We start from the raw sequence: 12672 nt of genomic DNA, 5'->3' as shown, positions 1-12672 counted from the left end.
GAGAAATTCGAATAGCTCGAGTTTCTTGCTGGCATCATTTAAGATGTCAATTTCGAATCTGAAGATTCGTTTTGTTCTTTTCACCGACGGGGTCGGCTCCAGAACTTTATTTGTTGACGTTTTGCTGTTCAGTTTTCAAGGTTCATGTTGTATCAGCTGTCGTTAACAGCGACTTTATCAATATAACATCCTTCAAGATTTAAGTCAACAACTTTTTTCAACTTCTTTTTTCTTAGTTGTTAACCGCTCCCTGAGGACATGTTCTAATATACAACATCAGCAACCAAATAAGCAAGCCTTTTTTAAAAAAACTTTTTAATAATTTTTCTAGGGTCAATTACGAACAAGCTAATGCCGCTTAAAACGACTAGGCCACCTACCACTTGGGACAGTGTCAATGTCTCACCGAATATATAAAATGCCAGGACAGCAGCCCCAACTGGCTCAAACAAAATGGCAATCGAAATAACATTTGTACTCACCCATCTTAGCGCCCAATTAAACAATGTATGCCCTAGAAGATTTGGAATCAGCGCTAGCATGATGAACCAAAACCAGTTGGTCGAAGAATAGGGGCCAAATGATTCACCTTTTATCAGAACATAAAAAAACAACGTAATCGTGCTTATTGAATAAACCACAAACGTATATGTAATAATAGAAAGCCTTTTTCGAACCTCCTGCCCAAAAAGTAGATAGGCAGTCACTAGGGCGCAACCGATCAAAGCTAACACATCTCCATATAATGCAGAACCGCTTAGTCTGAAATCCCCCCAACTGATAATCACGCTACCCGTAATAGCAATTAGAGCTGACAGAATAGTTTTCATAGAAACCTTTTCCTTGAAAAAGAAGTAGGTTCCAACAAATGCGAAGATCGGCTGTAACGTTACCAAGACCGTAGAACTGGCGACTGACGTGTAGTTTAATGATTCGAACCAGAAAATAAAATGAAATGCTAGGAAAATACCCGCAATTGTAGAAAAGATCCAATCTTTTCGCACAAGTCCTTTCAGCTCACTTTTATATTTCAATAAGAAGATCGGCAACATCGCAAGCACTGAAAATAGCATACGGTAAAACGCAATCACCCCGGAATCCGCGTTCGCAAGCTTGACGAAGATAGCCGAGAGTATCACCGATAAGACGCCGATTACAATCGGGATATATGGATGTATCGCTGGTCTTTCCATGTAAAACACTTCACTTTCAACTAAAGCCGAGGTTACTCCCAGCTTTTTAAGGCAATAGAATATTAAAGAGTATATCACGCCATCTCAATGAGCACCAACCAACATAGAAAAAGGGGGATGTATATGGACTGGATATTAAATGAAACGATGTATCCCGAGGTTTTGATAAAAATCACCCTCGCTTTAGTATTAAGTTTAGTTATTGGCGTAGAAAGGGAAATGAAGAAAAAGCCGATTGGTTTGAAAACAAGTGCCGTCATCGCCACTTTCAGTTGTCTTATGACAATCATATCCATTGAAGCGGCCTATCTCGTGCCCGCTCGCGATGATATCAACGTCACGATGGACCCACTACGTTTGGCCGCACAAATTGTTAGTGGTATAGGATTCTTGGGTGCAGGGGCAATACTAAGGAGAGATAATGATAATATCACTGGTCTAACTACAGCTGCGATGATTTGGGGGGCGGCCGGGATAGGGATTGCTGTTGGAGCCGGTTTCTATATTGAAGCCGCATTTGCTGTCCTCAGTGTCATGTTCGTAATTGAAGTCCTCTCCCCATTGCTTGGGAAATTCGGTCCCAAACGACTTCGGGCGAAAGACGCTGCCTTCACGTTCGTTGTAACGGACATGTCAAAAATTGATGATTTGATCGAATACTTGCAGTTGGAAGGGATGTCAGTCGAGAATTTACGTATCCGAAAAATAATCGAACCGAACGAAACGACAAAGCACGAGATGGACTTTCGTCTCACCGCCTTGCCAAAAAAAGAAACATCCCAGTTATACATTGAGTTATCCGCACTTCCCTATGTAGAATCGGTCGAAGTAGAATTATTTAATTAATGGAGGTCCGCTATGTCAGACTTACTAAAACTATTAAAAGAAGGAAATAAACCTTCACTCCTGGCAGCCATCGTCAATACGGCAATTGCGGCGTTGAAAGCTATCGCTTATTTCTTTACTGGAAATGTCGCCATGTTTGCGGAGATGTTGCACTCTTTAGGGGATGCGGCCAACCAGTTTTTCGTCTATATCGGCTCTGCCCTTTCCCGGAAAGCACCGACACCCAAATATCCCAATGGTTTTGGCCGAGTCGTGAATCTGGTCTGCTTGGGCGCGGTCATTGTCGTTGGCATCATGTCATACGAAGCGATTATTGGGGGATGGCATCATATCTTGAATCCCGCCGAATCAGGCGGCTTGTTGATCAACTTATCTGTTCTCGGCATCGGGATTGTTTTGGAGTTCATAGTTCTCTTTAAAGCAGGAAAAGAAGTTCTGCATGAAGCAGGTATAGAAAAAGGGGGACTTGCTCCTATCACCACCAGCTTCCGATATTTGAACAAGGCAAAACCGCCAACGAAGCTCGTGTTCATGGAAGACCTGGTCGCCGCTAGCGGAGGAATTCTCGCTTTTGTTGCAGTCCTCTTGGCTCACTTTTTCGGTTTCCTTGCAGCGGAAGGCATTGCATCCATCTTAATCGGTTTAATGATGTTCTATGTAGTAAGTAGAGTGTTTTTGGATAATGCACGGGGAGCTATCGGGGAGACCGATGAAGAAATGCTCAACCATATCGCCTATCTCGTGGCTGAAGATCCCGACGTTAAGGATATCCAACGCGTGGAAGTTATCAAAGAAGGGGAATTCCTTCACGTTGAAGTGGTGGCAGAAGTGGATCCTACCCATACTGTTGCATACGTTGATGACATTCGCGACCGTCTCATGGATACCATATTAAAGCAAAAAGGCGTACGGGATGTTCTCATTTCTTTCGATGAGGACGATGGAGTTTTAACGTGGAGCCGGACGAATTCTACTGAGGCCGCAAAACAGATCACCTCGAAACTACCCGAAATCAAGTAAGAAGAGGCGGTGTGACATTCACATCGCCTCTTTCTTCATTATAAGGATGCTTTTAATATTGCAAGCACATCATCTGTGTGCAATACGCTAAACTTTCCGAGGGGTCCGTTGGCAGTGGCCTTCTCTGCCATCAATTTAAGCTTGGAATCGTCAATATGATAATCGGAGAGTGCTTTGGGAGCGCCAATTGAATCCCAAAAGTCGCGAAGGAAGTCAATTCCCTCCATGGCAACCTCCTCTTCCGTCTTCCCTGCCGGATCCACTTCGAAAACCTTGACAGCAAGCCGGGCAAATCGGCTTGGATTGACCTTGACGTTATAACGCATCCAATTTGGAAATAGAATCGCCAACCCTCCGGCATGTGGAATATCATAGACCGCGGACACGGCATGCTCAATATCATGGGAAGCCCAATCGCCTTTGGAACCGACTCCGATCATGCCGTTCAATGCCATTGTTCCTGCAAAGAGTATAGTCTCCCTCAACTCCATATTATCCGGATCTTCCACCAGCTTTGGACCGGCGTCGATCACGGCCCGCAAAAGCCCCTCACATAACTCATCCTGCACAGGGGTATTCGTTGCATTGTGAAAGTATTGCTCCAAGACATGGGACATAATGTCGACAATGCCATAGACCGTCTGATCTTTTGGCACTGTTACGGTATAGGCTGGGTCCAAAATCGAGAATTTTGGATAATTAAGCGGTCCGCCCCAGCCGTATTTCTCTTCCGTTTCTTCGTTCGTAATCACAGAACCGGCGTTCATTTCCGAACCTGTCGCAGCCAGCGTTAGAATGGTACCGAACGGCAAGGCATCGCTCGCCAACACTTTACGTGTCACAAGATCCCACGCATCGCCGTCGTATTTCGCTGCAGAAGCTATCAATTTGGTGCAATCGATTACCGACCCACCGCCGACCGCCAAAATGAAATCGATTTGCTTCTCCTTACAGATGGTAGCCCCCTTTCGTGCTGTCGATACCCGAGGGTTCGGCTCTACTCCGGAAAGTTCATGAACTTCTTTTCCCGCCTGTTGCAGTATGGAGGTCACTTCATCATATAGACCACTCCGTTTAATGCTACCTCCGCCGTATACGAGGAGAATGCGGCTGCCAAAGTTCTTTAATTCTCCCTCCAACTGCCGAATTTGCCCTTGTCCAAATATCAATTTAACAGGGTTATGGAACACAAAATCATTCATACTTCTCTCACCTCCAGCGTCATTACTGTTATTATCACGGAGATCGGTCAACATTTGCAAAACTTACGGTAGTTGTATGGATTTTCTTGAATGGGAAATACTAGGTAAACAGGAGGTGTTTGCCGGTTGGGTACTGTACAAAGGTTGGCACTTGCACTCACTATTATCGGTGCTTTGAACTGGGGTGTAGCCGGATTGTTCCGTTTTGATGTGGTTGGTCAATTTGGGGGCGGATTTTCGGAGCCGCTGTCAAGATTCATTTATATCGCGATTGGCATTTCGGGGCTGGTTACCCTTGGTCTCTTGTTTGACCAATGGCGCGGACGCGACACCCCCGAACCTTCAGCCCCGGAAAAAGCGTAAAAGGCATCTCCCGAATCTACTCGGGAAATGCCTTTTTATCTTACTGTTACGCCCACCCACGGAAGCGGGCAGCTTCTGCTGTTTTCCGTACACCGATCATATATGCAGCCAGACGCATATCAATATTACGGGTAGTAGAGACAGAATAGACGTTATCGAAGGCCGACAACATTTTCTCCGTCATCTTTTCACGGACTTCTTCTTCAGACCAGTAGTAGCCCATATTATTCTGAACCCATTCAAAGTAAGAAACTGTCACACCGCCTGCACTTGCAAGTACGTCCGGAACGAGTAGAATTCCACGTTCTGTAAGAATTCTTGTTCCTTCCGTTGTTGTTGGACCGTTAGCCGCTTCCACAACAATTTTCGCTTTAATATTATGTGCATTTTCTTCTGTAATCTGGTTTTCAATCGCAGCTGGAACAAGAATATCACAATCCAGTTCCAACAACTCTTTATTTGTAATTGTATTTTCAAACAAAGTGGTGACTGTTCCGAAGCTATCCCGGCGATCTAACAGATAATCGATATCCAATCCATCCGGATCATGCAGCGCACCGTACGCATCCGAAATCCCAATCACTTTCGCTCCTTCTTCGTGAAGGAATTTCGAAAGGAAACTTCCAGCATTCCCGAAGCCTTGGATAACGATCCGAGCGCCTTTTATATCAATGTTACGGCGTTTTGCCGCTTCTTTAATAATAATGGTGACACCTTCCGCAGTTGCGCGGTCACGTCCTTGAGACCCACCGAGCACTATCGGTTTACCAGTAATGAAGCCTGGTGAGTTGAACTCATCAATGCGGCTATATTCATCCATCATCCATGCCATGATTTGCGCATTCGTAAACACGTCCGGAGCCGGAATATCTTTTGCCGGACCCATTACTTGGCTGAGTGCACGTACATACCCACGGCTCAGTCGCTCCAGTTCTCCCATTGACATTTCACGTGGGTCACAAATGATTCCGCCTTTTCCACCGCCATATGGCAAGTCGACGATACCCGCTTTCAATGTCATCCACATGGATAATGCACGTACTTCGTCCGCACTAACTTGCGGGTGGAACCGAACTCCACCTTTTGTAGGGCCGACTGCATCGTTATGCTGGCCACGGAATCCTGTGAAAACTTTCACTTTCCCGTCATCCATCCGGACCGGGATCCGTACTTCCACCATGCGTAGGGGTTCTTTTAATAATTCGTACATTCCCTCATCATAGCCTAATTTTTCAAGTGCATCCTTAATGACCTCTTGCGTAGACGTTAATAGATTCAGGTTTTCAGTCATGTAATGATTCGCCTCTTTGTTCATAATGTATTTCGTCCGCAGACATTGTAACATACCTAAAATCGTTTTTGGGGTTAATTCGCAAAAACTTTGTAGATTTTTTCAAGAGCCCAGTCCAATTCCTCTTTTTCAATAATAAGTGGCGGTGCAAAACGTATGACAGTATCATGCGTCTCTTTACAAAGCAATCCCATTTCTTTCAACTTTTCGCAATAGGGACGGGCCGCTTCCGTAAGTTCCACGCCGATGAATAGCCCGCGTCCCCGCACTTCTTTGATTGAGGGATTTTGAATTTTTTTCAATTCTTCCATGAAATATGTTCCAAGTTCCAATGAACGGTCGCCCAAATTTTCATCAAGGAGTACATCTAGGGAAGCGATCGATACTGCACAAGCCATCGGATTTCCTCCGAATGTCGAACCATGTGAACCTGGATTAAATACGCCAAGAATGTCTTTATTCGCCACCACGCAAGAAATCGGGAATACGCCGCCACCTAATGCTTTACCTAAAATATACATATCCGGTTCAATCTCTTCCCATTCACACGCGAACATTTTTCCAGTACGACAAAGACCCGCTTGGATTTCATCGGCAATGAACAAAACATTGTGCTTCTTACAAAGCTCCCTCGCTTCTTTCATAAAACCTTTTGGCGGAATCAAGATTCCAGCTTCCCCTTGGATCGGTTCGATAAGGAATGCAGCCGTATTCGGAGTGATTGCTTCTTCCAGTGCTTTGATATCGCCATATGGCACCAATGTAATACCTGGTAGCAATGGACCGAATCCGCGTTTGTATTCAGCGTCGGAAGACAAGGAAACCGCACCCATTGTCCGTCCGTGGAAATTGCCTACACAGCCGATGATTTCTGCCTGATTATCAGCAACCCCCTTAACATCATACGCCCAACGTCGTGCTGCTTTAATGGCCGTTTCAACTGCTTCTGCCCCGGTGTTCATAGGAAGGGCCATTTCTTTCCCTGACAGTTGACAAATTTTTTCATACCAAGGGCCGAGTTGGTCGTTATGGAAGGCACGTGATGTCAATGTCACTTTATCTGCTTGGTCTTTCAACGCTTGAATAATTTTCGGATGGCGATGTCCTTGGTTCACAGCCGAATAGGCAGATAACATATCCATATATTTATTCCCCTCAGGGTCCCTTACCCAAACCCCTTGGGCCTCTGATATTACAATTGGGAGCGGGTGATAATTATTCGCTCCAAATTTTTCCGTTTGGCCAATCACTTTTTCTGATACTGTCATTGCCGTTCCTCCTCAATATATGTAAAGGGACGGGTACGCTTTGGCGGCATACCTATCCCGGGCTGGAAATCAAAGCATTTCCGAAGTTGTTTTACCCTGCATATGGAGTTGCAAGTAGTCCGGGCCGCCCGCTTTGGAGTCAGTTCCAGACATATTGAAACCGCCAAATGGTTGATATCCAACGATGGCACCTGTACAACCGCGGTTAAAGTACAAGTTCCCCACATGGAAGTCCTCGCGGGCCTGCTCTATGTGGAAACGGTTGTTTGTAATGACCGCACCAGTTAATCCGTAATCAGTGTTATTTGCAATGTAGATTGCTTCAGCAAACGTCTTTGCTTTTGTCAAACCAACGACAGGACCGAAAATCTCTTCCTGCATCACACGGGAATTCGGATCCAGATCCGCGATGACAGTCGGCGCAACGAAATAACCTTTCGAATCATCGCCCTCGCCTCCTGCGATCAGACGACCTTCCTTCTTGCCGATAGCAATGTATTCCATGATTTTATTGTATGAGTTCTGGTCGATTACCGGACCGGCAAAATTCGATTGGTTAGCAGGATCTCCATATTTCAGGTCTTTCGTCAATTCACCCACACGTTCTACGACTTGGTCATAAACATCTTCCAAGATCACCGCACGGGAACACGCGGAACATTTTTGTCCGCTAAAGCCAAATGCTGATTTGACAATGGACTGTGCCGCAAGCTCAAGATCGGCATCACTATCAACAACGATCGTGTCTTTACCGCCCATCTCCGCGATCACACGTTTCAACCAGATCTGTCCTTCATTGACAACTGCAGCCCGCTCGTAAATGCGAGTTCCCACTTCCCGCGAGCCAGTAAAGGAAATGAAACGTGTTCTCGGATGGTCTACCAGGTAATCTCCGACTTCTGCTCCGGAACCCGGGATGAAGTTGACGACACCCGCGGGCATACCCGCTTCTTCCAATACTTCGATGAACTTATAGGCGACGACAGGAGTAGTCGATGCCGGTTTCAGAAGGACCGTATTGCCCGTTACAAGAGCGGCCACAGTTGTGCCCGCCATGATTGCCAATGCAAAGTTCCATGGTGAGATGACGACTCCGACTCCTAATGGGATATAATCAAAACGGTTAAACTCGCCAGGACGGCTTTCCACTGGGATCCCGTCTTTTAATTTGAGCATTTGACGGCCATAATATTCAAGAAAATCAATCGCTTCCGCTGTATCCGCATCAGCCTCGTTCCAAGGTTTTCCTGCTTCTTTAGTTAAAAGTGCTGAAAATTCATGTTTGCGACGTCGAACGATAGCAGCCGCCTTGAATAGGATGTCGGCACGGAATTTCGGATCGACTTTCTTCCAAGTACGGAAGGTTTCGTCTGCAACGTTCATCGCTTTTTCGGCAAGGTCACGGCTACATTTGGAAACACGGCCAATCACTTCTTCTTTATTCGCAGGGTTTGAAGATACAATTTTTTCCCCCGTCATGATACGCTCTCCGCCGATAATAAGCGGATAATCTTGGGCCAGATACCCTTCCACCGTTTTAAGGGCTTCTTGGAATGCCTTCCGGTTCTCATCCTGCGTAAAATCAGTAAAAGGTTCATGTTTGTACGGAATCATAGTGATCCTCCTTTTTATTATACGCAAAATTTATTTGCATCGTTCGTCTGATTACATATATAATAATGCAAAATAATATTGCGGATTTCAAGTATTACATATTATCTTCCGAGAAAATAAAGTAGAAGGTGTTTGAAATGAAAAACAACGATGAAGCGCTGTTCCCTTTTTATAAGTTTGCCGTGGATCACGCAGGAATAGGAATTCATGCAATCGATCAAAATGGCCGAACCGTCATTTACAACGAAAAAATGAAAGAAATTGAAGGGTTGGCATTGGAAGATGTCGGAGACCGTTCCATTCTGGAGTTATTTAATTTTGAAAAAGAAGAAAGTACTTTATTGAAAGTGCTACAAAACGGAAAGGAGCAATTGAATGTAAAGCAGACCTATTGGAACCAAACTGGAACGGAGATTACAACAGTCAATGACACGTTCCCTGTTTTTGAGGAGGACAAACTCATCGGAGCGGTGGAATTGGCCCGCGATGTGACAGCAATCGAGAAGTACGTACTACAACCTTTGCGGAAACATAACCATTCCCGCTCATTAAGCCAGTTTGTCGCCGACTCGGAAGCAATGAAGACGGTTCTAGCCACCGCCAAAAAGGCAGCCCGGGCGAAAGTGCCAATCTTGCTGATCGGGGAATCGGGAACCGGAAAGGAACTGATCGCTGAAAGCATCCATCATGAATTATTGCCCCCAAAAGGTATGTTCTATTCTCTTTTCTGCCATAGCTCGGATCCGGAACTGATAGACCGATTGGAGGAAGAAGTGAATGGGGAGGATGTCCTGACTCTGTTCTGCGAGCGGATTGACCTTTTGTCGATTCCTCTTCAGCAAAAATTGCTTTCGATTTTACAAGCAACAGACCAGTCAAAAAAGCAGTTTATTGCCAGCATCGATGAAGATCCTGTTGAATTGATCGCTTCTGGGACATTACTGAAGGACCTGTATTACTTTTTTGTTTCATTTGTCATCCAGATTCCTCCTTTACGGAAACGGAAAGAGGATATCCTGCCTTTTGTGACCACCTATCTAACATATAGAAAAGAACGATTCGGCTCTCCGCTTGAATGTGTGACACCCGATGTCGAAGGCTTATTTTTGGAATATGACTGGCCCGGGAATTTCCGGGAGCTGGAACTATTGCTAGATGAGGTCTCTTCCCTTTCAACAACCGATACGTGCATCAGCTACGAAATGCTGCCTATGCACTTCCGGATGAAGCAACAAGTGAAAGCGGAAGAGCCGACGCAAGCAACTGATTTCATCGTCCAACCCCAACGCGAGTTGCTTCCACTCGATCAGTATTTGCGTGAGGCGGAAGCGTATTATGTGCAAAAAGCAATGAAACTGCATGATGGAAATGTGACCAAAACGGCGAATGCACTCGGAATGAGCAGACAAAACCTGCAATATCGTCTACGTAAACTGAAAAACGGGGAAAAGGACTAATCCTTTTCCCCGTTTCATTCGGTTTACTTCGAAACCGGATCACTGTCCCGATTTCTCAATCCAATCCTTTAATTTATCCTTTAAAGAATTGAATCCTTCCGCGTCATGTTCTTTGACACGCGCCTGCAATGATTTTCTCGGACGATCCTCTCGTCGTGACGTAGAAGGCGCTTCCAAAAGAGCACGGATAGACAAGCTGACTTTTTTCGCTTCCGAATCGACATCCAAGACCTTGACTTTCACTTCTTGGCCGACGGAAAGATAATCATGAATATCCTTTACAAACCCGTACGTAATTTCCGAAATGTGAACAAGCCCTTGTGTTTCATCATCTAGCGCCACAAACGCCCCATACGGTTGGATGCCTGTCACAGTACCTGTGAGCTCTTCTCCCGCTTTGTAAGTTTTCGCCAATTGAAACAGCTCCCAATCTATACTTAATCCCTCTTCTGCCGATATGGCCATCCAAAATTATAACATGTTAACAGAAGCTAGGCAAAAAGTCGACTATTCAAGCTGCGTTCGTTGGCTCAGTAGAATCCAGTTAAATCTTGAACTGCCTAACCAGGTAATTGAGTTCCTCCGCTAATTTTGCAAGCTGTACGGAGCTGCCTGCCACTTCTTCCATGGAACTGCTTGTTTCTTGTGCTGAAGCCGATGTCTGCTCCACACCAGCTGCCGACTCTTCTGAAATGGCTGCAATTTGCTCAATGGAACTGCTCATTTGATGACTATTCGCAGCAATATCAGATAAGTTGGCTGATACCACCTGGATGTGAACTGCCATCTCGGCGACTGCCCCATGGATTTGTTGGAAGGTCTCTCCCGTAGATAGAATTTGCTGAGTTCCTGTTTCCACTTCTTCATACCCTTGGATCAATGACTCCGCTACCGTACTGGATTCGTTTTGAATACTAATGACAATCCCGGTAATATCCGATACGGAAACGGATACCTGTTCGGCCAGTTTCTTCACTTCTTCTGCGACAACTGCAAACCCTTTCCCATGTTCGCCTGCTCTCGCTGCCTCAATGGCAGCATTTAACGCCAATAAATTGGTTTGATCGGCGATATCTTTAATCACTTCGACCAACTTGGAAATTTCCTGGGACTGTGCATCCAAACCTTGGATTTTCTGAACGGCCTCCTGTACAATCTGGTCAATCTTCGTCATTTGTGCAGTGGAATTTTCCATTAATCGACTTCCTTCTGATGTCATCTGTAATACTTCTTGAGAAGATTGTCGGGCTTGGTCGCCTTTTTCATCGGCTTCCCCTACCTTCGACGTGAAGGACTCCATTGTAGTCGCTAATTCACTTGCACTGACTGCTTCTTCTTCAATACCGGAAGACAATTCCTGCATCGTACTGACAACTTGTTCAGTAGCCACACTGACCTCATGAGAAGCTTGCGTCAACTCTTCACTTTGACTTGAAACGGTTGCAGACACTTCGTTGATCTGAGTTAATAAATTGCGCACATTATCATTCATCTCATTGGTCGACTCGACTAAACGTCCGACTTCGTCTTGCGATTTAGTGATGAGCGGTTCTTGGCTCAAGTCCCCCTTCGCGATGGCCTGCACACGCTCCATGACGGTTCTTATCGGTTTTGAAATGAGACTTGCTGTAATGTAAGAAAATAAAGCACTTAGTATGACGACTAATATTGTAATCGTCGTGACAATGGATAATGTCGACTTTCCGTTTGAAATGACCGCATCGCCTTTTTCTTCAATTAATTGCAATGACTGTGTGGCCAAATGATTGTAGCCATCCATGATTTCGCGTACCATCGGTGTCAATTTAACTAGATTTTCGCGAGCCCTTTCCGTATTTCCTCGATCATATTCCTCAAAAACGGTTTCTACTACTGCGTTCCTCCATTGGACAGTTTGCGCAATAAGTTCATCGAATTCTTGTGTTACCCCTATTTCTCTAGCAATTGCTTCATAGTGTTTTCCCGTTTCTGTATACTCCGTAAACCGTTCTTTAAATGTAGGGTCCCCTTCTAATACATAGCCCCGCGCAGTACTGATTCTATTCGCCATAGACGTTTCCAATTGTTGATTAGCTATTAGTAATTGGATTTCTTCATTAACAATATTCTCAGTATCTGAATTGATTTTTTGAATTGAAACATTATTATAGATACCCATTAAAATCACTAATAAAATGACAAGAGAAAAAGCAAAAACTAACTTTCCTCTAATACTTTTAAACTTTATCACCAAATACAATCCTTCCTTTTTGTAAATAAACCTTAGTACCTGACTGCCTGCAAATCCCCCTCCTATTACATCAGGTCTATTCTCAGCTCGTCTTTTCTATCATCCACCTTTCGACATGTTTCGACAATAATCATTAAGCATTATTATTCATTCAATAACTTTATTCCGCAAGGCGTAAATTAGTACAT

The 12672-nt window shown here is 44.8% G+C and carries 11 protein-coding genes; 4 read left to right on the top strand and 7 right to left on the bottom strand.

Going from position 1 to position 12672, the window contains the following annotated elements; all coding sequences use genetic code 11:
• Positions 1 to 302 precede the first annotated feature (302 nt).
• Positions 303 to 1193 carry a DMT family transporter gene (locus AB1K83_RS13100; RefSeq protein WP_413058642.1) on the bottom strand — a complete coding sequence of 297 codons (891 nt, stop codon included), beginning with the start codon at positions 1191 to 1193 and terminating at the stop codon, positions 303 to 305.
• Between the two features lie 123 nt (positions 1194 to 1316).
• Here AB1K83_RS13100 and AB1K83_RS13095 point away from each other — a divergent pair, with 123 nt between their 5' ends.
• Entirely contained in the window at positions 1317 to 2039 is a 723-nt protein-coding gene (locus tag AB1K83_RS13095) for an MgtC/SapB family protein (RefSeq protein ID WP_413058641.1), read from the top strand.
• Positions 2040 to 2051: 12 nt separating this feature from the next.
• Positions 2052 to 3059: a cation diffusion facilitator family transporter gene (locus AB1K83_RS13090; protein ID WP_413058640.1), complete on the top strand. Its 1008-nt coding sequence runs from the start codon at positions 2052 to 2054 to the stop codon at positions 3057 to 3059.
• 38 nt (positions 3060 to 3097) lie between these two features.
• Here AB1K83_RS13090 and AB1K83_RS13085 read toward each other — a convergent pair whose 3' ends face one another.
• On the bottom strand, positions 3098 to 4261 hold the full coding sequence (locus AB1K83_RS13085; RefSeq protein WP_413058639.1) for an iron-containing alcohol dehydrogenase: 1164 nt from the start codon (positions 4259 to 4261) through the stop codon (positions 3098 to 3100).
• Between the two features lie 126 nt (positions 4262 to 4387).
• Between AB1K83_RS13085 and AB1K83_RS13080 the strand changes: the two genes are divergently transcribed.
• Positions 4388 to 4624, top strand: a complete 237-nt coding sequence (locus AB1K83_RS13080) for a DUF378 domain-containing protein (protein WP_413058638.1) — start codon at positions 4388 to 4390, stop codon at positions 4622 to 4624.
• Positions 4625 to 4670: 46 nt separating this feature from the next.
• Here the strand turns inward: AB1K83_RS13080 and AB1K83_RS13075 are convergent, their stop codons facing one another.
• The 3 genes from AB1K83_RS13075 to pruA all read right to left on the bottom strand — a co-directional run bounded on the left by AB1K83_RS13075 (position 4671) and on the right by pruA (position 8797).
• Positions 4671 to 5915: a Glu/Leu/Phe/Val family dehydrogenase gene (locus AB1K83_RS13075; RefSeq protein ID WP_413058637.1), complete on the bottom strand. Its 1245-nt coding sequence runs from the start codon at positions 5913 to 5915 to the stop codon at positions 4671 to 4673.
• A 74-nt stretch (positions 5916 to 5989) separates the two neighbouring features.
• The gene (locus tag AB1K83_RS13070; protein ID WP_413058636.1) at positions 5990 to 7183 is read right to left on the bottom strand and encodes an ornithine--oxo-acid transaminase; all 1194 of its coding nucleotides are present in this window, start codon (positions 7181 to 7183) and stop codon (positions 5990 to 5992) included.
• Positions 7184 to 7252: 69 nt separating this feature from the next.
• On the bottom strand, positions 7253 to 8797 hold the full coding sequence (gene pruA, locus AB1K83_RS13065; protein WP_413058635.1) for an L-glutamate gamma-semialdehyde dehydrogenase: 1545 nt from the start codon (positions 8795 to 8797) through the stop codon (positions 7253 to 7255).
• Positions 8798 to 8934: 137 nt separating this feature from the next.
• Between pruA and AB1K83_RS13060 the strand changes: the two genes are divergently transcribed.
• On the top strand, positions 8935 to 10254 hold the full coding sequence (locus AB1K83_RS13060; RefSeq protein WP_413058634.1) for a sigma 54-interacting transcriptional regulator: 1320 nt from the start codon (positions 8935 to 8937) through the stop codon (positions 10252 to 10254).
• Positions 10255 to 10293: 39 nt separating this feature from the next.
• On the opposite strand, the gene yugI is transcribed toward AB1K83_RS13060, so the two are convergent.
• Both yugI and AB1K83_RS13050 read right to left on the bottom strand, forming a co-directional pair.
• Positions 10294 to 10668, bottom strand: a complete 375-nt coding sequence (gene yugI / locus AB1K83_RS13055; protein ID WP_413058633.1) for a S1 domain-containing post-transcriptional regulator GSP13 — start codon at positions 10666 to 10668, stop codon at positions 10294 to 10296.
• Between the two features lie 130 nt (positions 10669 to 10798).
• On the bottom strand, positions 10799 to 12484 hold the full coding sequence (locus tag AB1K83_RS13050; RefSeq protein WP_413058632.1) for a methyl-accepting chemotaxis protein: 1686 nt from the start codon (positions 12482 to 12484) through the stop codon (positions 10799 to 10801).
• Between the last annotated feature and the right edge of the window lie 188 nt (positions 12485 to 12672).

Source organism: Sporosarcina sp. 179-K 3D1 HS, assembly GCF_047228905.1.
Taxonomy (GTDB): Bacteria; Bacillota; Bacilli; order Bacillales_A; family Planococcaceae; genus Sporosarcina.
This window is presented reverse-complemented; position numbering and strand designations above follow the sequence as displayed.